21 protein-coding genes and 1 pseudogene are annotated in these 25804 nt (G+C 60.8%); 6 read left to right on the plus strand and 16 right to left on the minus strand.

Going from position 1 to position 25804, the window contains the following annotated elements:
- Positions 1-105: 105 nt before the first annotated feature.
- The 11 genes from LIX91_RS10655 to LIX91_RS10705 form a co-directional block, all read right to left on the minus strand.
- A complete protein-coding gene (locus LIX91_RS10655) occupies positions 106-1398 on the minus strand; it encodes an adenylosuccinate synthase (RefSeq protein WP_003366319.1) in 1293 nt (430 codons plus the stop codon).
- Positions 1399-1452: 54 nt separating this feature from the next.
- The gene (locus LIX91_RS10660; protein ID WP_003402926.1) at positions 1453-2640 is read right to left on the minus strand and encodes an ATP phosphoribosyltransferase regulatory subunit; all 1188 of its coding nucleotides are present in this window, start codon (positions 2638-2640) and stop codon (positions 1453-1455) included.
- Positions 2641-2910: 270 nt separating this feature from the next.
- Positions 2911-3780 (minus strand): protease modulator HflC, encoded by an 870-nt coding sequence (gene hflC / locus LIX91_RS10665; RefSeq protein WP_003393535.1) that lies wholly within the window; start codon positions 3778-3780, stop codon positions 2911-2913.
- Entirely contained in the window at positions 3780-4985 is a 1206-nt protein-coding gene (hflK, locus tag LIX91_RS10670) for an FtsH protease activity modulator HflK (RefSeq protein ID WP_226488462.1), read from the minus strand. The genes hflC and hflK overlap by 1 nt, the downstream gene beginning before the upstream one ends.
- Positions 4986-5081: 96 nt before the next feature.
- Positions 5082-6383: a ribosome rescue GTPase HflX gene (gene hflX / locus LIX91_RS10675; protein ID WP_046236074.1), complete on the minus strand. Its 1302-nt coding sequence runs from the start codon at positions 6381-6383 to the stop codon at positions 5082-5084.
- Between the two features lie 12 nt (positions 6384-6395).
- Positions 6396-6656 (minus strand): RNA chaperone Hfq, encoded by a 261-nt coding sequence (gene hfq, locus LIX91_RS10680; RefSeq protein WP_002551819.1) that lies wholly within the window; start codon positions 6654-6656, stop codon positions 6396-6398.
- 93 nt (positions 6657-6749) lie between these two features.
- On the minus strand, positions 6750-7721 hold the full coding sequence (gene miaA / locus LIX91_RS10685) for a tRNA (adenosine(37)-N6)-dimethylallyltransferase MiaA (protein ID WP_003414475.1): 972 nt from the start codon (positions 7719-7721) through the stop codon (positions 6750-6752).
- Positions 7722-9668 carry a DNA mismatch repair endonuclease MutL gene (mutL, locus tag LIX91_RS10690; protein WP_100072787.1) on the minus strand — a complete coding sequence of 649 codons (1947 nt, stop codon included), beginning with the start codon at positions 9666-9668 and terminating at the stop codon, positions 7722-7724.
- The gene (locus LIX91_RS10695) at positions 9668-11095 is read right to left on the minus strand and encodes an N-acetylmuramoyl-L-alanine amidase (protein ID WP_198702760.1); all 1428 of its coding nucleotides are present in this window, start codon (positions 11093-11095) and stop codon (positions 9668-9670) included. Before LIX91_RS10695 ends, mutL begins: the two co-directional genes overlap by 1 nt.
- A 2-nt stretch (positions 11096-11097) precedes the next feature.
- On the minus strand, positions 11098-11568 hold the full coding sequence (gene tsaE, locus LIX91_RS10700; RefSeq protein ID WP_003317192.1) for a tRNA (adenosine(37)-N6)-threonylcarbamoyltransferase complex ATPase subunit type 1 TsaE: 471 nt from the start codon (positions 11566-11568) through the stop codon (positions 11098-11100).
- The gene (locus tag LIX91_RS10705) at positions 11556-13046 is read right to left on the minus strand and encodes an NAD(P)H-hydrate dehydratase (RefSeq protein ID WP_226488463.1); all 1491 of its coding nucleotides are present in this window, start codon (positions 13044-13046) and stop codon (positions 11556-11558) included. The genes tsaE and LIX91_RS10705 overlap by 13 nt, the downstream gene beginning before the upstream one ends.
- 63 nt (positions 13047-13109) lie before the next feature.
- Between LIX91_RS10705 and queG the strand changes: the two genes are divergently transcribed.
- The gene (gene queG / locus LIX91_RS10710; RefSeq protein WP_046236101.1) at positions 13110-14198 is read left to right on the plus strand and encodes a tRNA epoxyqueuosine(34) reductase QueG; all 1089 of its coding nucleotides are present in this window, start codon (positions 13110-13112) and stop codon (positions 14196-14198) included.
- 198 nt (positions 14199-14396) lie between these two features.
- On the opposite strand, the gene LIX91_RS10715 is transcribed toward queG, so the two are convergent.
- On the minus strand, positions 14397-15008 hold the full coding sequence (locus tag LIX91_RS10715) for a trimeric intracellular cation channel family protein (RefSeq protein ID WP_003343002.1): 612 nt from the start codon (positions 15006-15008) through the stop codon (positions 14397-14399).
- A gap of 96 nt (positions 15009-15104) precedes the next feature.
- The gene (orn, locus tag LIX91_RS10720) at positions 15105-15641 is read right to left on the minus strand and encodes an oligoribonuclease (RefSeq protein ID WP_003317189.1); all 537 of its coding nucleotides are present in this window, start codon (positions 15639-15641) and stop codon (positions 15105-15107) included.
- Between the two features lie 108 nt (positions 15642-15749).
- Between orn and rsgA the strand changes: the two genes are divergently transcribed.
- Positions 15750-16781 carry a small ribosomal subunit biogenesis GTPase RsgA gene (gene rsgA, locus LIX91_RS10725; RefSeq protein ID WP_003317188.1) on the plus strand — a complete coding sequence of 344 codons (1032 nt, stop codon included), beginning with the start codon at positions 15750-15752 and terminating at the stop codon, positions 16779-16781.
- Positions 16782-16842: 61 nt separating this feature from the next.
- Here the strand turns inward: rsgA and motB are convergent, their stop codons facing one another.
- Both motB and motA read right to left on the minus strand, forming a co-directional pair.
- Positions 16843-17901, minus strand: coding sequence for a flagellar motor protein MotB (motB, locus tag LIX91_RS10730; RefSeq protein WP_226488464.1), 1059 nt, complete (start codon positions 17899-17901; stop codon positions 16843-16845).
- 3 nt (positions 17902-17904) lie between these two features.
- Positions 17905-18756 carry a flagellar motor stator protein MotA gene (motA, locus tag LIX91_RS10735; RefSeq protein ID WP_032702578.1) on the minus strand — a complete coding sequence of 284 codons (852 nt, stop codon included), beginning with the start codon at positions 18754-18756 and terminating at the stop codon, positions 17905-17907.
- A gap of 207 nt (positions 18757-18963) precedes the next feature.
- Here motA and LIX91_RS10740 point away from each other — a divergent pair, with 207 nt between their 5' ends.
- The 4 genes and pseudogenes from LIX91_RS10740 to LIX91_RS10755 all read left to right on the plus strand — a co-directional run bounded on the left by LIX91_RS10740 (position 18964) and on the right by LIX91_RS10755 (position 24417).
- Entirely contained in the window at positions 18964-20499 is a 1536-nt protein-coding gene (locus tag LIX91_RS10740) for an HDOD domain-containing protein (RefSeq protein WP_003414465.1), read from the plus strand.
- A 45-nt stretch (positions 20500-20544) separates the two neighbouring features.
- Positions 20545-21357: pseudogene (locus LIX91_RS10745) on the plus strand (rhodanese-like domain-containing protein); the annotation flags it as partial.
- Between the two features lie 156 nt (positions 21358-21513).
- Positions 21514-22377 carry an archaetidylserine decarboxylase gene (gene asd / locus LIX91_RS10750; protein ID WP_032634688.1) on the plus strand — a complete coding sequence of 288 codons (864 nt, stop codon included), beginning with the start codon at positions 21514-21516 and terminating at the stop codon, positions 22375-22377.
- A gap of 255 nt (positions 22378-22632) precedes the next feature.
- Positions 22633-24417: a molecular chaperone gene (locus LIX91_RS10755; protein ID WP_226488465.1), complete on the plus strand. Its 1785-nt coding sequence runs from the start codon at positions 22633-22635 to the stop codon at positions 24415-24417.
- 66 nt (positions 24418-24483) lie between these two features.
- Here the strand turns inward: LIX91_RS10755 and serB are convergent, their stop codons facing one another.
- Positions 24484-25698, minus strand: coding sequence for a phosphoserine phosphatase SerB (gene serB, locus LIX91_RS10760; RefSeq protein ID WP_003431946.1), 1215 nt, complete (start codon positions 25696-25698; stop codon positions 24484-24486).
- Between the last annotated feature and the right edge of the window lie 106 nt (positions 25699-25804).

Consider the following 25804-nt stretch of genomic DNA (forward strand, 5'->3'; position numbering starts at 1 on the left):
GCGCCGTGCCGTGACACAAGTCTCACTTTTGTGCGCCTCCCTGCCCGGCGCGAAAATAAAAAAGGGCCGCACATGCGACCCTTTTTGGCACAGCCCGGTGACGTATCAGCCGAACGGATGACGCAGCACGATGGTTTCGTTGCGGTCAGGACCGGTCGAAATGATGTCGATAGGCGCACCCACCAGCTCTTCGACACGCTTGATGTAAGCGCGAGCGGCAGCAGGCAGCTCTTCGAGGGTCTTGGCACCCAGCGTGGATTCGCTCCAGCCTGGCATCTGCTCGTAGACCGGGCGCAGGCCCAGATAGCTGTCAGCGTCAGTAGGCGCGTCAATGACGGCACCCTCTTCGTTCTCGTAGCCCACGCAGATGTTGATGGTTTCCAGACCGTCGAGCACGTCCAGCTTGGTCAGGCACAGACCCGAAATGCTGTTGATTTCGATAGCGCGACGCAGGATGACAGCATCGAACCAGCCGCAACGGCGTGCGCGACCGGTGGTGGCACCGAACTCATGACCACGCTTGGCCAGGAAGGCACCGACGTCATCGAACAGCTCTGTCGGGAACGGACCCGAACCCACACGCGTGGTGTAGGCCTTGGTGATGCCCAGGATGTAATCCAGGTACATCGGACCAAAACCGGAGCCAGTGGCAATGCCGCCCGCAGTGGTGTTGGAGCTGGTGACGTACGGGTAGGTACCGTGGTCGATGTCCAGCAGCGAACCCTGGGCACCTTCGAACATGATGTCCTTGCCGTCGCGACGCATCTCATGCAGCGCAGCGGTGACGTCGAGCATCAGCGGCTTGAGCATGTCAGCGTATTCCATGCACTCGTCGAGCGTCTTCTGGAAGTCGATGGCAGGCTCTTTGTAGTAATTGACCAGCACGAAGTTGTGGTAGTCGAGCAGTTCGCCCAGCTTGGCGGCGAAACGCTCGCGATGGAACAGGTCACCGATGCGCAAACCGCGACGTGCAACCTTGTCTTCGTAGGCCGGGCCGATACCACGACCGGTGGTGCCGATCTTGAACTCGCCGCGGGCTTTTTCACGCGCCTGGTCGAGTGCTACGTGGTACGACAGGATCAGCGGGCAGGACGGGCTGATGCGCAGACGCTCGCGCACCGGAATGCCTTTCTCTTCCAGCTTGACGATTTCGCGCAGGAGCGCGTCGGGAGCAACCACCACACCGTTACCGATCAGGCACTGCACGCCTTCGCGCAGCACACCGGACGGAATCAGGTGCAATACGGTTTTCTCACCGTCGATCACCAGTGTGTGGCCGGCGTTGTGGCCACCCTGATAGCGAACTACGGCGGTAGCATGTTCGGTCAGCAGATCAACGATCTTGCCTTTGCCCTCATCACCCCATTGAGTGCCCAGGACTACGACATTCTTACCCATAACACTTGTCCTCATTCACGCAAACTTGGTGCCGGCGGCGGCCGGCAGGAATACTCAAGAAGCCAGCGGCATTACCTGCCAGTGCTCGCCATGCTGAATCAATTGCCGGTCACAGTCGGCTTCACGCGCGGCGCTCGCCTGCTGCCCAGGCAAGGCCTGAACCACACGCTGACCTTCACTGCGCAACTGGCAAACCATCTGCCAGAGTGCCGCATCCGTACTGTCCGGCACCCAGATGCCACCAGACGGTAAGACGATTTCTGCCTGGCCCAGGGTAACCAGGGTTTTCAGGTCGGTGGAAAAGCCGGTCGCCGGACGGGCACGACCGAAGTCGGCACCGATGTCATCGTAACGACCGCCCTGAGCGATCGACTGGCCCACACCTGGTACGAATACTGCGAACACCACACCGGTGTGGTAGTGGTAGCCGCGCAGTTCGCCCAGGTCAAAGTACAGCGGCAGTTGCGGGAAACGCGCAGCCAGACGCTCGGCGATCGACAGAAGATCATCCAGCGCGGCCAGCACCGGCGCCGGTGCGCCGGCCAGACGATCACGTGCGGCGTCCAGCACCTCACGACCACCGCACAGATCGACCAGTGCGCGCAGCATTGTTGCCAGTTCTTGCGGCAGATCAGCGGTGAGGGCAATCACCTCATCGATGGCCTTGCGCTGCAGTGCATCGAACAGCTGCTGCTCGACTTCACCCGACAGGCCGGCGGCACGCGCCAGACCGCGATAGATACCAACATGCCCGAGGTCCATATGCACATCCGGCACATCGGCCAGTTGCAGCATGGCCAGCATCAGACTGATGACTTCGACGTCGCTGCTCGGGCTCGCATCGCCGTACAACTCGGCACCCAGTTGTATCGGGCTGCGCGAGGACGACAGCGCGCGTGGCTGGGCGTGCAGAACGCTGCCCGCGTAGCACAGACGGCTCGGGCCTTCACGTTTGAGGGTGTGAGCATCGATGCGTGCAACCTGCGGCGTGATGTCGGCGCGAAAGCCCATCTGCCGGCCCGATTGCGGGTCGATAACCTTGAAGGTGCGCAGATCCAGATCCGAACCCGCGCCAGTCAGCAGGGACTCGAGATACTCGATATGCGGGGTGACGACAAACTCATAGCCCCAGCTCTGAAACAGATCCAACACCTGACGGCGCGCTACTTCAATGCGCGCCGCTTCCGGTGGCAGTACTTCTTCGATGCCATCTGGTAGCAGCCAGCGGTCGACCGTTGCCATTACGCCATTCCCCTGTGATCCAGGCGGCCAGCCTACAGGCCGACCTTGAGTGAAGCAGAAAGTGGTGCGCCGTATGACGGGCACGACAAATGCCCGAGACAGGCCTTGCAGACCACTTTCCTCGAAAAATCTTGCCGCGTTCTGATTCAGATACGGCCAATCAATCGTGCAGACGCAAAAAAGCCGGGAATTTCCCGGCTGCCGCATGATACACACGTTTCACCGTACGTTCACCCCACCGGGCGGTTTTGCCGCCCGGCGGATGATTAATTACGGCTTGGCTTTTTCCATGTAGCGAAAGAATTCGCTGTTCGGATCAAGCACCATCACGTCGCTCTTGTTCGCAAAGCTTTCGCGGTAGGCACGCAGGCTGCGATAGAACGCGTAGAACTCCTGGTCCTGACCATACGCCTTGGAGTAGATCGCGGCAGCCTGGGCATCACCATCGCCACGCGCTTCTTCCGACTCGCGATAGGCTTCGGCCAGCAGCACACGACGCTGACGATCGGCGTCGGCACGGATGCCTTCAGCCAGCTCGTTACCCTTGGCACGGTGCTCGCGCGCTTCACGCTCACGCTCGGTGCTCATACGTTCGAAAACGCTGCGATTCACTTCCTTCGGCAGATCGATGGCCTTTACCCGGACATCGACAACTTCGATACCCAGTTCTTTCTCGGCCATGCGGTTCAGCGAACCGGTGATATCCGCCATCAGCGCGTCTCGCTCACCCGACACGACTTCGTGCAGGGTGCGCTTGCCGAACTGGTCACGCAGGCCGGATTCCAGACGACGCGAAAGACGCTCGTCGGCGATCTGCTTGAGGCCGGAAGTCGCGGTGTAGAAACGCTCCGCATCCTTCACACGCCACTTGGCGTAAGCATCGACCATGACCGCTTTCTTTTCCAGTGTCAGGAAGCGCTGGGTCGGTGCATCGAGGGTCAGCAAACGACCGTCGAACTTGCGCACCTGGTTCACGTAAGGAACCTTCACATGCAGACCCGGCTGAACATCAGCCTGGACCACACGACCGAATTGCAGCAGGACCGCACGCTCTGTCTGGGACACGATGTAGAAGCTGTTCCAGGCAATGACGGCCAGTATCACGCCAACAATGAGGGCGATCAGCGATTTGTTACTCATCAGCGAGTCTCCCTGGTACGTACTTCACCGCGCTGCTGAGCCTCATTCGCCCGGGCAGCGGCGGCAGCAGCGGCAGCATCATTGGCCGACTGCGATGGCGTACCTGAATTGGAGCCATTGCCGTTACCGCTGCGGCTGCTCTCGATCATCTTGTCGAGCGGCAGATAAAGCAGATTGTTCTGCCCCTTGTCGCCGGTCACGAGCACCTTGCTGGTGTTGCTGAAGACTTCCTGCATGGTGTCCAGATACAGACGCTGACGGGTGACTTCAGGAGCCTTGCGGTACTCGGCAACCAGTTTGGTAAAGCGATCCGCCTCACCCTTGGCACGCGAAACCACTTCATCGCGGTAACCGTTGGCATCTTCGAGAATACGCTGAGCCTGACCACGGGCTTCCGGGATCACACCATTGGCGTAGCTTTCAGCCTGGTTACGTGCACGCTGCTCGTCTTCACGGGCGCGGATCACGTCATCGAAAGCTTCCTGCACTTCACGCGGCGCGGCGGCGCTCTGTACGTTCACCTGGGTCACGGTGATGCCGGTGCGGTAGGTATCGAGGAAACGTTGCAGACGCTCCTTGATTTCGCTGGCCATCAGTTCGCGGCCTTCAGTCAGCACCTGATCCATCGCCGTGGAACCCACGACATGGCGCAACGCACTTTCAGTCGCGTGCTGCAGGCTGATTTCAGGCTGATCGACGTTCAGCACGAACGCCTGAAGGTCGCTGATCTTGTATTGCACGGTCAGCGGCACTTCGACGATGTTCTCGTCTTCGGTGAGCATCTGGCCCTGCTTGCTGTAGGCGCGCTCGCGAGTCACGTTCTCCATGTACTTGCGATCGAACGGCGGGAAGTAGATGTTAAGGCCCGGGCCCACGGTCTCGTGGTACTGACCGAAACGCAGCACGACAGCCTGCTCTTGCTCGTCAACCACATAGATAGCGCTGTACAGCCAGAAAGCGACGAGCACGACCAGGCCAATGCCGAGCAGGCCGAGGCCACCGCCCTTGCCTGAACCGCCGCCATTGCCACTGCCGCCGCCATCGCTGCCGCGTTTGTTACCGCCGCCGAACAACCCCTTCAGGCTTTCCTGCAGCTTACGGAAGGCCTCGTCGAGATCAGGTGGTCCCTTGCGGTCGCCGCCACGGCGTTTGCCACCCCAGGGATCTTGATTATTCGAGTTGCCACCCGGCTCATTCCAAGCCATAGCGCTCTCCATCTGATAAAGCAAAGACGCGCCCGCGGCGCGCCGACCAATGCTACAGAATGCTCGGGAAAGCCGTACAACGGCTTTCTCGTGCTTTTATTGCAAAGTGTGTTGCTCGATGAACTCCAGCGGCTGCAATCCTTCGCGACTCACCAGTCGATTGAGTTCAACGCGCGGCAGTCGTACGGCCAACACGCTGGCACCATCCTCGTCGTGCGTTTCGCTCTGCACCGCACCCAGTTCAAAGAACTGGGCACGCAGCCGGGCAAGACTTTGAGGCAGAAGCAGCGTGCCGACGAACAGGTCGTCGCCAAGCAATTCGGCGATAGCCTGTTTGAGCAGATCAAGCCCTCGACCATCACGGGCAGAAACCCAGACACGCTGCGGCTTGCCGTCGGCATCGCGCTGTATCTGAGGCTCTACGCCTTCAAGCAGATCGAGTTTGTTATAGACCTCGAGGATCGGCAAGCCCTCGGCTCCGATCTCGCCAAGCACGGCCATGACCTGCTCGATCTGCGACATGCGATCCGGCTCGTGGGAGTCGATCACATGCAGCAGTAAATCGGAGTTGCTCGATTCTTCAAGCGTCGCCCGAAAGGCCTCGACCAGCTTGTGCGGCAGGTGGCGAATAAAGCCCACGGTATCGGCCAGCACGATAGGCCCCAGGTCATCGAGTTGCAGACGACGCAGGGTCGGATCGAGCGTGGCGAACAGCTGGTCTGCCGCAAACACATCCGAATCGGTTACCGAGTTGAACAGGGTCGATTTGCCGGCGTTGGTATACCCCACCAGTGAAACCGATGGAATATCCGCGCGACGACGCCCGCGACGGGCCTGATCACGCTGGCTGCGAACCTTCTCCAGCCGTCCCTTGATCTGCCGCAGGCGAACCCGCAATAGACGTCGGTCGGTTTCGAGCTGGGTCTCACCCGGACCGCGCAGGCCGATACCACCTTTCTGTCGCTCAAGGTGGGTCCAGCCACGGACCAGACGGGTACTCATGTGCTCAAGCTGGGCCAGTTCGACCTGAAGCTTGCCTTCGTGAGTACGCGCCCGTTGCGCGAAGATATCCAGAATCAGACCGGTGCGGTCAAGCACACGACACTCGAAAACGCGTTCGAGGTTGCGTTCCTGACTGGGCGTGAGGGTGTGATTGAAGATGACCAGATCGGCCTGTTCGGCCTTGACCTGATCGCGAAGCTCTTCGACCTTGCCAGAGCCGATCAGATACTTGGCCGAAGGCCGATGACGCGGCACGTTGATAAACGCAACGGTATCGGCACCGGCCGAGATGGCCAATTCCTGAAACTCCTGCGGATCTTCGCGCGCCTCAGGGTCCTGACCATCCAGATGAACGAGAATTGCACGTTCACCACCACTGTGGCGCTCAAAGAACAAGGCAGACTCCTATCAGGCGTTACCTGGCTCGGCGTCCGCGCCGTCAGCGTCTGTAGCGCTTGGCAGGCGAATCGGGCGAACCGGTACGACGGTGGAAATAGCGTGTTTGTAGACCATCTGGCTGACCGTGTTCTTCAGCAAAATGACGAACTGGTCGAAAGACTCGATCGTACCCTGCAGCTTGATACCGTTGACCAGATAGATCGATACCCCGACCTTCTCTTTACGCAAGGTATTCAGGTAAGGGTCTTGTAGCGAATGCCCTTTTGACATGTGCCGCACTCCTTTAAGGATCAATAAAATAATAAATCGAATTCGATTAGCTTGACCGACCACCCCCCAAGGATAGACGGCTATTGCAGGGACTCAGCTCAATATGGAGACCGATCCCAGGTATTTCAAGGCGCGCGACAGATTGTCGCTGGCCAGGCTGTCCAGCCAGTGCAAGTCCTCCCAGCTGCGTAGCCAGGTGAACTGCCTTTTGGCCAGCTGGCGCGTTGCAATGATGCCGCGCTCCTGCATTTCATCCCGCGTCAGCTTCCCATCCAGGTGATCCCAGACCTGGCGATAACCGACAGCTCTTATCGATGGCAACCCCGAATGCAGGTCACCTCTTGAGCGCAATGCCAGTACTTCGTCCAGAAACCCCTGATCCAGCATTTGCTCGAAACGTAGCGCGATGCGTTGGTGCAGCACCTTGCGATCAGCCGGAGCGATGGCAAGGTTCGCGACAGTATAGGGCAATTGCTGGCGCCCTGATGCGGCTGCTTCGGTACTTTGCGCAGTTTGTTGCTCGCGATGTGCCGTCATGCTCATTCCGCTGACGCGATACACCTCGAGCGCCCTGATCAGCCGTTGCGGATCGTTGGGGTGAATACGTGCCGCCGAAACGGGATCGACCACCGCCAATTGATCGTGCAATGCCTGCCAGCCGAAGGCCTGTGCATCTGCCTCAAGCTGCGCCCTGACCTGTGCATCGGCCGCCGGCATGTCCGCCAGCCCGTCCAATAGAGCCTTGAAATACAACATAGTGCCGCCGACCAGCAAAGGAATATTTCCGCGTGCGGTAATTTCCGCCATGGCCGCCAGAGCGTCACTGCGAAAATCGGCTGCGGAGTAGCTTTGCGCCGGGTCGAGAATGTCGATCAGACGGTGAGGATGTTCAGCAAGCTGCGCCTTCGACGGCTTGGCGGTGCCGATGTCCATGCCGCGATAGACCAACGCAGAATCGACGCTGATCAACTCGCAGGGCAGCACTTTGGTCAGTTCTATCGCAAGGTCGGTCTTGCCTGCAGCAGTAGGCCCCATGAGAAAGATGGCCGGAGGTAAAGCGTTCATTCATTGACCGCGCAGGAATAATTTATCCAGGTCATTGAGACCCATCTGGGTCCAGGTAGGACGACCGTGGTTGCATTGCCCGCTGCGCTCGGTGTTTTCCATGTCACGCAGCAGGCCGTTCATTTCCGGGATGGCCAGACGCCGGTTGGCGCGAATCGCGCCGTGGCAGGCCATGGTGCCGAGCAGCTCGTTCATGTGCGCCTGCACCCGGTCGCTGGTGCCGTATTCCATGAGGTCGGCCAGCACGTCGCTGACCAGCCGATTGGCTTCGGCCTGCTTGAGCAACGCAGGGATCTGGCGGATCGCCAGGGTTTCCGGGCCGAGCCGTTGAAGTTCGAAGCCCAGGCGCTGGAAAGTCGCAAGGTGCTCTTCGGCACAATCCGCTTCACGCTGGCTGACCGCGATGGACTCGGGTACCAGCAATGGCTGGCCGCTCAAGCCTTCGTTGGCCATGGCTATTTTCAGGCGCTCGTACATGATCCGCTCGTGAGCGGCGTGCATGTCCACCAGCACCAGGCCGTGAGCGTTTTCAGCAAGAATGTAGATACCCTTGAGCTGCGCCAGCGCATAACCCAGCGGCGGAATATCACCGGGCGATTCAGGCAGCGACGCGGGCGCGGCACTGGGCAGCGGCGCGAAGAATTCACGGTAAGCGCTTTGTGCTTCGGCCACCGGCACGCCAGCAGTGGGCCGAGGCGTGTATTGATACTGATAACCGCTGCCAGCGCCGCCACCGGCAGCAGGCCGGGCAACCGGCTCGCCCTGGGGCTGCTCCAGCACATTGTTGGCCAGACGCATTTCACCCTGCGGCCCGAATTCGCCAGCATCAGGCCCGCTCGGGCGCGTTTCGGCGACAACCGGCGCGCTGCCACCCAGCTGATTTTCAGGGCGCACATCGCCCAGCGCACGGTAGAGCGTGCCATACAGGAAGTCATGCACCATACGCCCGTCGCGGAAGCGCACTTCATGCTTGGTCGGGTGAACGTTGACGTCCACAGCAGCGGGGTCAACCTCGAAAAACAGCACGAAGGTCGGATGACGGCCATTGAACAGCACGTCGCGATACGCCTGACGCACCGCGTGGGCGACCAGCTTGTCGCGCACTGCCCGACCATTCACGAAGAAATATTGCAGGTCGGCCTGGCTGCGCGAGAAAGTCGGCAGCCCTACCCAGCCCCACAGATGCAGGCCATTGCGCTCGATCTCGATGGGCAGCGCCTGCTCCAGAAAGCCCGGCCCGCAGATTGCCGAGACACGTCGCGCTCTGGCGGTATCGTCATGCGCTTCATGCAGGCTCAGCACGGTCTTGCCGTTGTGACGCAGGTGGAAGGCCACGTCGAAACGCGCCAGCGCCATGCGCTTGATGACTTCCTGCAAATGATCGAATTCGGTTTTTTCGGCTTTCAGAAACTTGCGTCGGGCCGGCGTATTGAAGAACAGGTCGCGCACTTCAACGGAGGTGCCTACCGGATGCGCGGCCGGCTGCACGCGGGGCGCCATGTCACGACCTTCGGTTTCGACCTGCCAGGCCTGATCGGCGTCGCGGGTGCGCGAGGTCAGGGTCAGGCGCGCCACGGAGCTGATCGAAGCCAGCGCTTCGCCGCGAAACCCCAGGCTCATGACCCGCTCGAGGTCTTCCAGGTCGCGAATCTTGCTGGTCGCGTGGCGTGCCAGCGCCAATGGCAGATCGTCCGAAGAGATACCGCCGCCATCGTCACGCACTTTCAACAGTTTGATACCGGCCTGCTCGACGTCGACATCGATGCGCCGCGCGCCGGAATCGAGGCTGTTTTCCAGCAGCTCCTTGATCACCGAAGCCGGACGCTCGACAACTTCGCCCGCCGCAATCTGGTTGGCCAGACGCGGACTGAGCAGTTCGATGCGTGCTGCATTCAGGGCAGTCTGAGCGTTATCGGCTTCGGCGCCGTCGAGCAGGAGATCGGTCATTACTGAGTCGCCACCTCGGAACTTGGAATACGCAGATCCTGGCCGATCTTCAATTCATCGGACTTCAGATTGTTGGCGCTGCGCAAGGTGGCGATGTTCATGTCGTAGCGCGCGGCGAGCATGGCCAGGGTTTCGCCGGACCGAACGACATGATTGCGCGGCCCCTGGGCCAGCTTGCCGTTATCACGCAGCCAGGCGATATAGGTGCCCTGCGGCGGGTTCTGCTGGAAGAACTGTTTGACGCCCGACGTGATCGAACGCGCCAGCGCCTGTTGATGCGACGCAGAACCGAGCTTGTTGGCCTCATTGGCATTGGAGATAAAGCCGGTTTCCACCAGAATCGACGGAATATCCGGCGACTTGAGCACCATGAAGCCCGCCTGCTCGACACGTGACTTGTGCAGCGAGGTCACGCGGCCAATATTGCTCAATACCTTCTGACCAACGTTCAGGCTCGAAGACAGCGACGCGGTCATGGACAAGTCCAGCAACACGCCTGCGAGCATGCGGTCCTTGTCATCGAGGCTGACCGCGCCGGCACCACCAATCAGGTCGGAACGGTTTTCACTGTCCGCCAGCCAGCGTGCGGTTTCGGAAGTAGCCCCCCGATCGGACAAGGCAAACACCGACGCGCCGAACGCAGCGGAGGACGGCGCGGCGTCGGCGTGGATCGACACGAACAGATCGGCGCCCTTGGAACGGGCGATCTCGGTACGTTTTCGCAACGGAATAAAGTAGTCGCCGGTGCGCGTGAGTTCGGCGCGGTAGCCTTTCTCGGCATTCACCTGGCGCTGCAACTCCTTGGCAATCGACAGCACCACGTTTTTCTCTTTCTGACCGGCACCGCCCGAGGCACCAGGGTCTTCCCCGCCGTGCCCGGCATCGATCACCACGACGATGTCGCGCTTACCGTTCGGCACCGGGGTCAGCTTGATTTCAGGCTTGGCCGGGCTGACCGGAACCGCGGGCGCAGTGTTGGCAGCGGTATCCGGAATCACCGGTGTCGGATTGGCATCGGCGGCGTTGTCGTACAGGTCGACCACCAGGCGGTTGCCGTATTGCTGATTCGGCGCCAGCGTGAAGCTCTTCGGGGTCACACCCTTTTTCAGGTCGATGACCACGCGCAGGTCGGTAGGCGTGCGCTGCGCAGAACGCATGCTGCTGATCGGCGTATTGGCCGTCGGTACGTTCAAGGGGCCGCCAAGCGTCGCACCATTGATATCGATCACCAGACGGTCAGGCGAAGTCAGGGTAAACAGGCTGTGCTGAACCGGCCCCGTCAGGTCGAAGACCAGACGTGTGTTATCCGGCGCTCGCCATAAGCGGACACTTCGTACTTGCGTAGCGGCAACCGCCTCGACAGCCAGGGCCATCAACAGCAGACCAACTACAGTAACCAGCGCGCGCATGCGCATACCTAACCCCATATCTATTTGAATTCCAAAGCCAAAGTGGCACACCAGCGTTCGCCACGCGAGCCCAGCGGGCTCAATATCACGGACCGACCTTCTCCGTGCGGCCCAATGGTAATGGTCAGGTCAGGCTTTGGCAAAAAGCCTGCACCACGCTGGGGCCATTCAATCAGACAAAGTGCGTCGCCGTCGAAGTAATCACGCACGCCCATGTACTCGAGTTCTTCCGGATCGACCAGCCGGTAAAGGTCAAAGTGAAACACCTTTATCGCGCCGATTTCGTAAGGTTCGACCAGCGTGAAAGTAGGACTCTTGACGGCCCCGACATGCCCGAAGCCGCGAATCAATCCCCGCGAAAGCGTGGTTTTTCCAGCGCCCAGATCGCCATCCAGAAAGATGACGCCAAGGCCTTCAGTGACCTTGGCCAGACGTGCACCAAAATCCATCATTGCCTCTTCGCCCACCACATGCAGCGTTAAATCAGACACGGTTGCAGCTCCTCCAATAACTGACGAATGGCAGGAATAATATCGCTGGCGGCCAGCCCTCGACCGCACTCACCGACTTTCTGACCGGCGCTTGCATGGAGCCACACGGCCAGACAGGCCGCGTCGAACGGTTTGAGATGCTGCGCCATCAGCGCGCCGGTCAATCCGGCCAGCACGTCACCCAGCCCCGCGGTGGCCATGGCCGGATGACCGCGGTCGCACAGCGCCAGTTGCCCGCTGGCATCGGCAATCAGGCTGCCGGAGCCCTTGAGCACACAAACCGTATCGAATTTACGCGCCAGCGCCCGCACTGCAGCAGCCCGGTCAGCCTGAACGTCCTTGATGCCCACGCCCAGCAACCGCGCCGCCTCGCCCGGATGCGGGGTGATGACACTGCCTTTGGGCAGGCTGACCAGCCCGGCGGCCAGCATGTTCAGCGCATCGGCGTCCCACACCTGCGGACGATCCGCATTGGCAGCCGCCGACAGCAGGCTGCGCCCCCAGGCCGCCTGCCCCAGTCCAGGACCGACCACCAACACGCTGGCTGGTTCGATCAAGCCCATCAGCTGGTTGGCCGAATGAATCGCCGCGCTCATGATTTCCGGCATGCGCGTCAGGGCGGCCGGAACATGCTCGGGCCTTGTCGCCAGCGTCAGCATGCCTGCACCGCTGCGCAGGGCGCTTTCGGCACTGAGCAACGCTGCGCCGCCAAAACCGTGATCGCCACCGATGACCAGCACCCGGCCAAACAGGCCTTTATGGGCGGTTCGCGGGCGTGCTGCCAGTGGCGGCAGGTTGTGTTTATCGAGGCGCGTCGCACTGAACGGCGCTTGCGCCACCAGCGCCGGGTCTGCACGCAGGTCGTCGAAAATCAGCTCACCCACCAGGTCCGCCGCATCACCCGTCAACAGCCCCAGTTTGAGGCCGATGAACGTAACGGTCACATCGGCACGCACCGCGACACCCAGCGTCTGTCCGGTATCTGCACTCAAGCCCGATGGAATATCCACCGCGACTATTGGCAGACCACTGTTGTTGATCGCGTTGATGGCCGAGACATAGGGCTCGCGCACCTCGCCGTCGAGCCCGGTGCCGAGCAAGGCATCCAGCACGACACCGGCCAGCGGCTGCCCGGCCCATGCCTGAATATCAATACCGAAAGCCGCAGCATGCGCCGCCGCGGCATCACCGGTCAGTGCGGCCGGGTCGCCGACAGCCAGCACCCGGACCTGCCAGCCGGCCTTGTGCGCCATGGCAGCGACCAGATACCCGTCACCGGCGTTGTTGCCACGCCCGGTCAATACGGTCAGCTCGTTGGCCTCCGGCCAGCGCCGAAGCAGGGTGTGCCACAACGCTTGCGCAGCGCGCAGCATCAATTCCAGGCCGGGTGTACCGGCCGCAATCAGCCGTGCGTCGAGGTCGCGGACCTGCGCAGCGCTGTACAGCGCGTCGGTTAAATGAGGTTTAGTGTCGAACATGCGTCTATGGGCTCCGATGTCTGGCAGAATTATACGCACCTTGGCCCCGGTTTCTCTCTGCGCATGTCCGCTATTACTGCTGTACTTCCCACTTCCGATGATCTTGCCGCCCTTGCCGTCTCAATCAAGGCGTGGGGGCGTGAGCTGGGTTTTCAGGAAGTCGGGATCAGCGGCCTGGACCTGGCAGAGCACGAACAGCATCTGCAACGCTGGCTCGATGCAGGCTATCACGGGGAAATGGACTATATGGCAGCCCATGGCAGCAAACGTTCCCACCCCGCTGAGCTGGTGCCGGGAACGCTGCGCGTGGTGTCGCTGCGCATGGATTATCTGCCGGGCGACACCGAGATGGCGCAGCGCCTGACCGAGCCGGAAAAAGCCTACGTCTCACGTTACGCGCTGGGCCGTGATTATCACAAACTCATCCGCAAGCGCCTGCAGCAACTGGCCGAGCGTATTCAGCAGGCCATCGGGCCGTTTGGCTTTAGAGCCTTCGTGGACAGCGCGCCGGTGCTGGAAAAAGCCATCGCCGAACAGGCCGGGCTGGGCTGGATCGGCAAGAACACGCTGGTGCTCAACCGCAAGGCGGGCAGCTTCTTCTTTCTCGGCGAGCTGTTTGTCGATATCCCGTTGCCAGTGGATGCGCCCCATGCGACCGAACATTGCGGGCGCTGCACGGCATGCCTGGACATCTGCCCGACGGCGGCGTTTATCGGCCCTTACGTGCTGGACGCGCGGCGTTGCATTTCCTATCTGACCATCGAGCTGAAGACGGCGATCCCCGAAGAGCTGCGGCCACTGATCGGCAACCGGGTGTTCGGCTGTGACGATTGCCAGATCGTCTGCCCGTGGAACCGCTTCGCCCGTCCAACCGAGCAGAGCGACTTTCAGCCGCGCCACAACCTGGACAACGCCGGGCTGGCCGAGCTGTTCCTCTGGGATGAAGAGAAATTCCTCGGCAGCACCGAAGGCTCGCCATTGCGCCGGGCAGGTTATGAGCGCTGGCTACGCAATCTGGCCGTGGGGCTGGGCAATGCGCCCTCCACCATCCCGGTGATCGAGGCCCTGCAAGCACGGCGCGATTATCCTTCGGAACTGGTCAGGGAACACGTGGAATGGGCGCTGCAACGGCATGGCGTGGCGCCGCTTTAAAGGTACCCCCTGGATATTCCTGTGGGAGCGAGCTTGCTCGCGAAGAGGCAGGGACAATCGCCGGAGATTTATGCCTCTGTCAGTCAGCCTTCGCGAGCAAGCGAAGCGTGGCCCGGCTCGCTCATACATGGCTATGACTGAACAACATTGCCTCCCACAAGACTAGCTTGGGCATGCCGCTCGTGGACTTCCCCCTCTTCAAGGCTCGTCTTTATAGACAAACTTGGGCATTTCCCAGCGGAAACGAATCGCCAGCAGGCGCAGCAGCAGGCCGCCGAACAGGGTGATCAGTACCGCTTGTTCGTTGGGCAGTTGCAGGTACTGACACAGCAGAAAACACCACGCGGCCAGAAAAGACACGCTGGCGTACAGCTCGCGGCGGAAGATCAGCGGGATGTCGTTGCAGAAGATGTCGCGCAGGATGCCGCCGAAAACCCCGGTGATCACGCCGCAGACTGACGCGATCAGCAGACCGTGCCCGGCCTCCAGCGCGGTCATGCAGCCGATCAGGGTAAAGGCCACCAGCCCCAGTGCGTCGAGCACCAGAAACAGTGAGCGCAGGTGACGCATCAGTGGCGCGATGAAGATTGTCACCAGCGCCGCCACACTGGTCAGAACCAGATATTCCGGATGCTTGACCCAGGTCAGCGGGTAATGACCGATCAGCACGTCGCGCACCGACCCGCCACCCAGCGCCGTGACGCAGGCGATCAGCACCACGCCGAACCAGTCCATCCCGCGTCGCCCCGCAGACAGGGCTCCCGTCATGGCTTCAGCAGTGATAGCGATCAGATAAAGCATCAGCAACATGGCGGCGACTCTGCGACAAAGGCGCGCAGTCTAACCAGCCGACCAACGCACTGAAAGAGTGCAGCGAAGATTATTCACTGCACCCGCGAGTCCCGATCAGGCCTTGATGAAGTGCTCGCGATAAAAGCGCAGCTCGGCAATCGATTCGCGGATATCGTCGAGCGCCAGATGGGTGCTGCCTTTCTTGAATTTCAGCTCGGGGGACCAGCGCGCAGCCAGTTCCTTGAGGGTCGAGACATCCAGATTGCGGTAGTGGAACCAGTTTTCCAGCGTTGGCATGTGGCGGTACAGGAAGCGGCGATCCTGGCAGATGCTGTTACCGCAGATCGGCGAACTGCGCTCTGGCACCCACAGCTTGATGAACTCAAGGGTCTGCGCCTCGGCTTCAGCCATGCTGACGGTACTTTCCCGCACGCGCTGGGTCAGGCCCGAACCGCCGTGCTGGCGAGTGTTCCACTCGTCCATTTTCGCCAGCGTTTCGTCGCTCTGATGCACAGCGATCACCGGGCCTTCGGCCAGGGTGTTCAGCTCGCTATCGGTGATGATCGTGGCCATTTCGATAATGACATCGGTATCAGGGTCCAGACCGGTCATTTCCAGATCGATCCAGATCAGGTTCTGCTTGTTCTGCATGTGTCGACTCCTCAGCGTAGGCGCGCAGTTTAGCTCACCCTGCCGTGCTAGACTCCTGCCGATCCATCGTACTGCCTAATTCATCGGTTACATCACATCGGAACACCCATGGCCAAACGCCAACTCAATCGTCGTCAGAACTGGCGCATCGAAAAAATTCAGGGCGAGCGTGCTGCCCGCGCGGCAAAACGCGAGTCCGCTACGCTTGAAACACTCGAGGGTGGCGACCTCGGGCCCGAGCAGACGGGCCTGGTGATCGCTCACTTCGGCGTGCAAGTCGAAGTCGAGGCCCAGGAAGGCGAAGCGACCGGTCAGGTCTTTCGCTGCCACCTGCGCGCCAACCTGCCTGCACTGGTGACCGGTGATCGCGTGGTATGGCGCGCCGGCAATCAGGGCATTGGCGTCATCGTCGCGCAACTGCCTCGCACCACCGAACTGCGCCGCCCGGATTCACGCGGCCAGCTCAAGCCTGTGGCTGCCAACGTCGACCTGATCGTGATCGTCTTCGCACCGATGCCCGAGCCGCATGCCAACCTGATCGACCGCTACCTGGTGGCCGCCGAGCATGCCGGGATTCGTCCTTTGCTGCTGCTCAACAAGGCCGACCTGATCGACGAGCAGAATGCGCCCGCGCTCAATGCGCTGCTGGCGGTCTACCGCACGCTGGGTTATCCGGTGCTGGAAGTGTCCGCACACCACGGTGACGGCATGCAGAGCCTGCAAAGCCAGCTTGACGGGCACATCAGCGTGTTCGTCGGCCAGTCCGGCGTCGGCAAGTCCTCGCTGGTCAACAGCCTGTTGCCGGAAACGGACACTCGGGTCGGCCCGCTGTCGGAAGTTTCCGGCCAGGGCACACACACCACGACCACCGCGCGCCTGTTCCACTTCCCGCGCGGCGGCGATCTGATCGACTCACCGGGCATCCGGGAGTTCGGCCTGGGGCACGTCAGTCGTGCCGACGTAGAGGCAGGCTTCATCGAGTTCAACGACCTGATCGGCACCTGCCGCTTTCGTGACTGCAAGCATGATCGCGAACCGGGCTGCGCCCTGCTCAAAGGGCTTGAGGACGGCCGTGTGCAACAGCAGCGCATGAACAGCTACCGCTCGATCATTGCCAGCCTGCCGCAAGACAGTTACTGAGCACCGAACGCCGCACGCAAAAACGCCGCGATGATCGCGGCGTTTTTGTATCGGTTACAGCTCAGTTCTGGGCCGGCTCGACCCGCAACTTGCCATCGTCAAAGATGTTCAGCTTCTGCCGGATCTCGCGCGGCTGTGCGTAGGCCTGCGGGTCAGGTGGCGCCGCTGTCGAAGCCCCCGGAGCAGCAGGTACCGCCGGAGCCGCGGGTGTCGAAGGCGCCGGTGCTGCCGGTGCTGCTGGCGTGACTGGCGTGACTGGCGCACCGCCGGAGTTCTGATCGCCCTCGATGCGGTGCTGGGCCTTTTTGGTCAGCACCACGATATCGATGCGGCGATTGATCGGGTTGGTCGGGTTCTGGCGGTCATAAAGAGCAGACGACGCGTACCCCACCACCCTGGCCACTTGTGAATCCGGATAGGTCCCGGCTACCAGCGCACGGCGTGCAGCGTTGGCACGGTTGGCCGACAGCTCCCAGTTGCCGAACCCGCCACTGCCCACGAAAGGCGTCGCATCGGTGTGGCCGCTGATACTGACCTTGTTCGGCACACTTTTGATGGTGTCAGCCAGGGCCAGCAGAATGTCTTCGAAATAAGGTTTGAGACGCGCGCTGCCCGAGTCGAACATCGGCCGGTTTTCCGCATCCATGATCTGGATACGCAAACCGTCCTGAGTGATTTCGAACAGAATCTGATCCTTGAATTTCTGCAGCTGCGGATTTTCCTCGACCTTGGTCTGCAACTCCTGGAGCAGCATCTCCAGACGCTCTTGCTCCACTGCTTCAGCCTTGGTCTCGGCATTTTCCGCTTCGATCGGCACCGTATCCGGCGACGGCGTGGTCTGAACTTCAGGGTTCAGCGTCTGGTTCGGCGACATCTCCGGCGAACCACCCAGATCGATCACGTACGGCGAACCGCTGTCCGAGAAGCCGACCGGGTCCTTGAAATAACCGGCGACCGCGAGCAACTGCTCGGGGGTGGCAGACGACATCAGCCACAGCACCAGAAAGAACGCCATCATCGCGGTCGCGAAGTCGGCAAACGCGATTTTCCAGGCACCGCCGTGATGTCCGCCACCGAAGCGCTTTACGCGCTTGATGATAATCGGCTGATTATTTTCCATGACTTAGCGACCGCGAACCGCTTGTTCCAGCTCGCTGAAGCTGGGGCGATGCAGCGGATAGAGAACCTTGCGGCCGAACTCGACAGCCAGCGAAGGCGGCATGCCGGAGGCCGAGGCCACCAGCGACGCCTTGATGGCCTCGTAGACGTTCATTTCTTCCTTGGCATCATGCGCAAGGCTGGTGGCCAGAGGACCGAAGAAACCGTAAGCCGCGAGAATACCGAAGAACGTACCGACCAGCGCCGCACCTACGTGCATACCGATCGCAGCCTTGTCGCCGGAACCCAGCGACGCCATGGTCACTACGATACCCAGTACCGCAGCCACGATACCGAAGCCGGGCATACCGTCAGCGATACCGGTAATGGCGTGGGATGGATGCTCGAGGTCTTCTTTCATGCTCAGCAGTTCCATGTCGAACAGACCTTCCAGCTCATGGGGAGCCATGTTGCCGGACGACATGATGCGCAGGTAGTCGCAGATGTACGCAGTCATGCGCTCATCCTTGAGCACACCCGGGTATTTGGCGAAGATTGGGCTGGAGGCAGCGTCTTCGATATCCCCTTCAATCGCCATCATGCCTTCACGGCGGCTCTTGTTGAGGATTTCGTAAACCAGCCCCAGCACTTCGAGGTAATAGGCATGTGTGAAGCGCGTACCGAACATCTTCAGCGACTTCTTGAACACGTGCATGAACATGTAGCCAGGGTTGGCCTGGAGGAACGCGCCCAGCGCAGCACCGCCGATAATCAAGACCTCGTACGGTTGGAACAGCGCCATGACCTTGCCATGGGACAGCACATATCCGCCGATGACACTTGCGAGGACGACAATGATGCCGATGATTTTAGCCATAGGAAAAAATACTTTACTGAGTCGGGTTCAGGGACAGTCCGGAAGTTGTTGAATCTCTTCTTCTCCTTATCGGCCTAACTGGGCCAGACTATAGCCGGTTCTTTTGAAAAACCCATTTATGCGCCTCCATAAAAGGAGGAAAATGGCCTCAGCGCCCCGTACGCTGGCGGTTTCCCAGCTCAGATAATCAGCCGCACAGGCCCTCGAATGCCGACAGTACACGCAGCACATCACCTCGTTCCGAAGACGCTGGATGCCTGGGTCAAACTGCTTGACGGCATCGCGTTGCCGGTCCCTGCCGTCAATCATGGACACGTCCGCGCTGCACTGAACGACAGTCGTCGGTCGCTGCGTGAAATCGCCGAAATGATGCAGGAAAGTCCTGCGCTGGTGCTCAGCGTGATGCGCGAGGCCAACCATCACACCCACGGCTTGACCGAGCAGGCCGAGAGCCTCGAAATTGCGATCAACCGCCTGGGTCTGGCGCGTACCGAAGTCCTGCTGGGCCGTTTGCCGGCCAAGCCGCCCGAAGAAATTCCTGCAGCCTATCGCCAGCTGATTCTGGTCAGCCAGCACGCCACGCAACAGGCCAACGGCCTGTTTGCCAGCCGCCTTGCGCGACTCTGGCAGGACATCCACATGGGCAGCCTGCTGTTTCTGTCGCCGCTCTGGCCGATGGCGCTGGCCTATCCGAAGCTGCTCGAAGAACTGGAGCTGCGGGTTATCCACAAGGGCCATTCCAGCGTTGCAGTGGAAAAAGAGCTGTTCGGCGTCAACCTGCTGGAATTGTGCCTGGCACTCGCCGAGTTCTGGCGCCTGCCGATCTGGGTTACGCGCGGCTATAAGCTGTTGATCAACGAGCGACGCGATCTGGCCAAGGCGCTGCGCATCGCCCGCGAAGACAACAGCCCGCTGCAGCAGCAACAACTCATGGACGACGACCCCAACCTGCGCCGCTGGCTGAATCAGCCCGCCAATACTGTGTTGCTGGGCAACGGCCTGGCGCTCGCCGCACAACAGGCCTGGAACAGCCCGCACTGCCTGCGCTGGGAACGGCTGACCAGCCTGTACCTGCAACAGTCGATGAGCGAAGTACAGCAACAGGCGCACCAGAATGCCGCCAGCAGCGCACGCGTCCATGCGGAAAAAGACCTCTGGCACCCGGCCGAATCGCTGATCTGGCCGTGGGACGCACGGCGTGTAAGGCGTGACAACGAGCCTGCACCGCCGCCATCGGCCGACGCCCTGCAACTGTGGCGCAAGCAATGCGCCGAGCTGCTGCAGGACCCCAGCCCGTTCATCAACGCCATGCACCTGACGACTTCGGCGCGCGATGCATTTATCTCGTGTGGCATGGAGCGGGTCATGCTGCTGATGCTGGACAAGACGTCAACGGTGCTGCGCGTCAATCAGACTGCCGGCCTGCCAAAGGACGCAGCTACCTTGCAGCTGTTCATCAAGGAAAGCACCGTGCTGCAACGCCTGCTGACCCAGCCAACGCAGTTACGCATGACACCCGCCAACAGTGCGCAATTTGCCGCGCTGCTGCCCCCGCAGTTGAAAACCCTGTTCAGCGGCCAGCACTGGCTTATTCGCTCGCTGAGCAACAACGGCAAAGTCATGCTGCTGGTGGTCGCCGACCAGGGCGGCGGGGCCTTGTCGGAAATTTCCGTACAGGCATTCGGAAAAACCGCGCAATGTATTGAACGGGCACTGGGCATCTTTAGTCATCGCAAAGCCTGAGGCCTGGCGTACAATTCGCCCCTTTCCTTTCATCGGAGGCTGCAAATGTCCGCATTCACTGGCTTGTCGCTGGTCATCGAACCCAACGATCTGCTTGAGCGTCTAGACGCCCCGGAACTGATCCTCGTGGATCTGACCAGCAGCGCTCGCTACGAAGCCGGGCACATTCGCGGTGCCCGCTTCGTCGATCCGAAACGTACACAGCTGGGCAAGCCTCCTGCCCCCGGCCTGCTGCCCGACACTGCCAGTCTTGAGCAATTATTCGGCGAGCTGGGCCACAATCCCGACGCCGTGTATGTCGTCTACGATGACGAAGGCGGCGGCTGGGCCGGGCGTTTCATCTGGCTGCTGGATGTCATCGGCCACAGCCGTTATCACTATCTGGACGGTGGGCTGCTGGCCTGGGAAGCGCAATTGCTACCGCTGAGCACCGACGTTCCGCCTGCTGCCGATGCCCCGGTCACGCTGACGCTGCACGACGAACCTACCGCCACGCGTGAGTACCTGCAGAGCCGTCTGGGCGCCGCCGATCTGGCGATCTTGGATGCCCGCGCGCCGACCGAGTATTCGGGCGAAAAAGTGGTCGCGGCCAAAGGCGGCCACATACCCGGCGCCGTCAATTTCGAGTGGACGGCGGGCATGGACAAGACGCGCAACCTGCGTATTCGCCAGGACATGCCGGAGATCCTTCGTGATCTGGGCATCACGCCCGACAAGGAAATCATCACGCACTGTCAGACCCATCACCGCTCGGGCTTCACCTATCTGGTGGCCAAGGCGCTGGGCTACCCAAGGGTAAAGGCCTATGCCGGCTCGTGGGGCGAATGGGGCAATCACCCGGAGACACCGGTAGAACTGCCGGATGTGGCCGCGGCGCCCGTCGAGGCAGTCGAGGTTGCACAACCCGTCGCGCCTGCGCAGCCAGCACCAGCCGAAACCGTCGAACCGGCCCGCGCCACCGAACCGGGACGGACCTCACAGAAATATTCAGGACACTCATCCTCAGGACCTTCAATGAAAGACCGCTTGTTCATCATCAGCCAGTACCTGCTGCCGCACCACCTGCTGTCCCGACTGGCAGGCTGCGTTGCCGAATGCCGCGTACGCTGGTTCAAAAACGCTTTCACCGCGTGGTTTGCCCGCCGTTATCAAGTGGACATGTCGCAGGCACTGGTCGAAGACCTGACGTCCTACGAGCACTTCAACGCGTTCTTCACCCGCGCTTTGAAAGCCGACGCCCGCCCACTCGATACCACGCCGGGCGCGATTCTTTCGCCAGCCGACGGTGCCATCAGCCAGTTGGGCCCTATCGACCACGGCCGGATCTTCCAGGCCAAGGGCCACAGTTTCAGCGTGCTCGAACTGCTCGGCGGTGATCCCAAGCTGTCAGCGCCGTTCATGGGCGGCGAGTTCGCAACCGTCTACCTGTCGCCGAAGGACTATCACCGCGTACACATGCCACTGGCTGGCACGCTGCGCGAAATGGTCTACGTACCGGGCCGCATCTTCTCGGTCAACCAGACCACAGCCGAAAACGTACCCGAGCTGTTCGCCCGTAACGAGCGAGTGGTCTGCCTGTTCGACACCGAGCGCGGGCCAATGGCAGTGGTACTGGTGGGCGCGATGATTGTGGCGTCTGTCGAAACGGTATGGGCCGGGCTGGTCACGCCGCCCAAGCGTGAACTGAAGACGTTCAGCTACGACGAAGCGGCGCGTGCGCCGATTCACCTGGAAAAAGGTGCCGAGATGGGTCGGTTCAAGCTGGGCTCTACTGCCATCGTGCTGTTCGGTCCAGGTCAGGTGAAATGGGCCGAACAACTGACCGCTGGCTCCAAGGTTCAAATGGGCCAGGCACTGGCTGTTCCGGCCCAGGCATGATGGAGGCCTGAGCCTTGATGCATGAGTGTCCGATGATGGACAGTGGCGCTCATGCATCGTGCCGCCGGACGGTAGTAGCTTAGGGCCATAACTGCTGCGAAGCGATGTCGATACTGGTAAAGTCGTCCGATTGATGCTGTAGGATACTTCGCACTTTCATGGGCGTATGCTCGGCACATCGCGGGTGCGCGATAACCTCGGCCCCCTTATGAAGCCATCGTCCGCGCCAGTGAGTTGTTGGAGCTTGCCTGTCACATGAGTAATTTTAGCCTCCCTCTGCTATTGCGTGCCCCCACGCCGACGCAGTCGAGCCTGACATTCAGTGAAGCCAACCCCCGCGACCTCAAACGCTGGATCTCCAGATTGCCCAAGGCAAACCTCGGAGAAATGGCACGCCAGCTCTATCAAGGGCTGACCGAGCTGAACCAGTTGATCACCCCGAGCGAAAACCGCCTGCAATTGCTTGAACTGCTGCGGCCCGAGGTGTACTTCGTCTGCAAGCACCTTGAACGCCACTTTCTCAATCAGGCCATTGTGCTGGACGAGCGACCACGCAAGGTGGCCAACCTCTGCCAGGCGCTGCAAAACCATCTGGCGACCGGTTACAAGCAAATCATTCAGCAGGTCGCCCCGCGCTACACCCGAGACCAGGCCGGGCTGTTCAGCATGGCGTTGCAACGCGCACTGCACGGGCTAAACGGGCCGCTGATTCGCGCCAACCAGCTTTACTGTCCGGTTCAGGACGGCCTGTGGCTCGAACTGCATCAGATCTACCAGATTGCCCGTCAGTACCAGTTGCACAACACGCCGGTCGAAGAGCCTCTGGCCCATCACAGCAAAGTGCTGAGCGTGGAACAGACCTATGTGATCGCGCTGCTGATGGGCTGCTCGCGCTGCAATCAGATGCGTCAGCTGAACATCGGCAAACTGGCCGATGCGCTGGAGGCCTGGAGCGCGCTGGTAAAGCTGCAGTCGCCTGTCGAGGAGAGCAGCCTGTTTGCCCTGGATCCGACTGCCGACAAACCACCGCTGTATCGCACGCTGTTCAACGACGAACAATCTCCACGGCTGTTGGGTATCAACACGTTCGCGCTGGCGGAAGCGATCAATCAGTATCTGGCCCTGCCCGACGACCAGCGCACGCCCTCGCCGCTGCTGATTCCAACCGGCATCAACACCGACCTGCTGCAGCATCTGGCGGTCGCCTGGGGCGATGTGGCCGAACGCACCTTTCAACGCACGCCTGGTAAGGGCACGCTGAAACTGTGCATCGGCATGAGCGCGCTGCATTTCTATGTCGCGGGCCAGAAGTCGTTCAGCGAGCTGTTGCAATTGAACAGCACCACCAGTGCAGCGAGCTTTTCGTTGAAGATGGCCAATGATGACGCGGACGATCCATGGGCCTCGGCCTTTGATACGCAGCGCGGCAAGAGCTCATCCGTTCTGCTGCCTTACGAAGAGATCGAATACCCGAAAAACGACGGCGACAGCGAATCGCTTTCCAACAACCAGCACACGTTTCCGACCTTCGACCTGAATATCGTCAACCACAGCCCGGGCGGTTACTGCCTGGCGTGGCAGAAGGATGTGCCTCAGCAGTTGCAGGCTGGCGAGCTGGTGGGTATTCAGGACGACGCAGGCCAGGGCTGGAGCATTGCCATCGTGCGCTGGATCCGTCAGGTACGCAGCGGCGGCACACAGATGGGGATCGAACTGATCGCCCCGTTTGCCCAGCCGTGCGGTATGCAACTGATTCGCGAACAGCAGAACAGCCAGTACCTGCGAACCCTGATGCTGCCCGAAGTACGAGCCATGGAAAAACCGCCCACCGTGCTTGCACCACGCCTGCCTTTTCAGGAGGGCAACAAGGTGATGATCAACGTCGACGGTGAAGAACGCCGCGCGTCACTGAGCAACCGGCAGGTCAGCAGCGCCAGTTACAATCAGTTCGAGTATCAGATGTACGACACCCCGAAAGCGGCCGAAACCGAAAAGGTCAGGCCGGATCAGGAATTCGATTCCTTGTGGGGCACGCTGTAGCGGTCATTGCGGCAGCCGTCGCGATTGGCCCCTCGCCATCAGGAGCAGATCACGACGGCCTGAGCGTCAGCGCTTTCCTTCGCGGTCGCGGAAACCCAGCAGGTACAGCACGCCATCGAGTCCCAGCGTCGAAATGGCCTGTTTGGCCGATTGCTTGACCAGCGGCTTGGCACGGAACGCTACACCCAGCCCGGCAATCGCCAGCATCGGCAAGTCATTGGCACCGTCGCCGACCGCGATGGTCTGCTCCAGGCTCAACCCTTCCTTGTGGGCCAGTTCGCGCAACAGATCGGCCTTGCGCTGCGCATTGACGATCGGCTCGACGGCTACGCCGGTCACCTTGCCGTCAACCACTTCCAGTTCATTGGCAAAGACGTAATCGATGCCCAGCTTTGCTTGCAGCTGTTTGGCAAAATAGGTGAAGCCACCCGACAGAATCGCTGTCTTGTAACCCAGTCGCTTGAGCTCGGAGAACAGCGTTTCAGCGCCTTCGGTCAGGCGCAGAGACGCGCCGATTTCATCCAGCACGCTCACATCGAGCCCCTTGAGCAGGGCCAGACGCTCTTTGAAGCTTTCGCTGAAATCCAGTTCGCCGCGCATGGCACGCTCGGTAATCTCGGAAACCTGCTCGCCGACGCCCGCAGCCTTGGCCAGTTCATCGATGACTTCGGCCTCGATGAGGGTCGAATCCATGTCGAACACCGCCAGGCGCCGGTTACGACGGAACAGCGAATCCTGCTGGAACGCGATATCGACGTTGAGATCCTGGGCAACCGCGAGGAATTCGGCCTGCATGGCTTTCGGATCGGCAGGCTCGCCGCGCACGGTGAACTCGATGCAGCCCTTGCCCTTGTCGGCCGGGGTGTCGAGCGGCATGCGACCGGACAAACGATCGATCTGATCGATATTCAGCCCGTACTTGGCAGTGATGGCGCTGACGCACTGCAATTGCTCGGCCGTGACCTTGCGGGTCAGCAGCGTAACGATGTGACGCGCCTTGCCCTGGCCTTCGACCCAGTGTTGATAGTCGGTTTCGGACACCGCCGTGAAACGGACTTGCTGATCCAGTTCGTAAGCGGTGAACAGGATGTCCTTGAGCACCGAGGATCCCTGCACGGTATCCGGAATTTCAACCAGGATGCCGAACGACAGGGTGTCGTGGATCACCGCCTGACCAATATCGAGAATGTTCACGCCACCCTGGGCGAGGACGCCGGTGATGGCCGCAGTGAGACCGGGACGGTCGACACCAGTGATGTTAATCAGGACGATTTCGCGCAAGGCGCACCCCCGCAGTGGAAAAAAACCGCATTCTAACCACATTCAGTGACCACCGGGCACAGGCAGCGCTTTGCCGCCACTGGGTCGCTCGTTATACTGCGCGACA

The organism is Pseudomonas sp. B20 (assembly GCF_020515755.1).
Taxonomy (GTDB): Bacteria; Pseudomonadota; Gammaproteobacteria; order Pseudomonadales; family Pseudomonadaceae; genus Aquipseudomonas; species Aquipseudomonas syringae.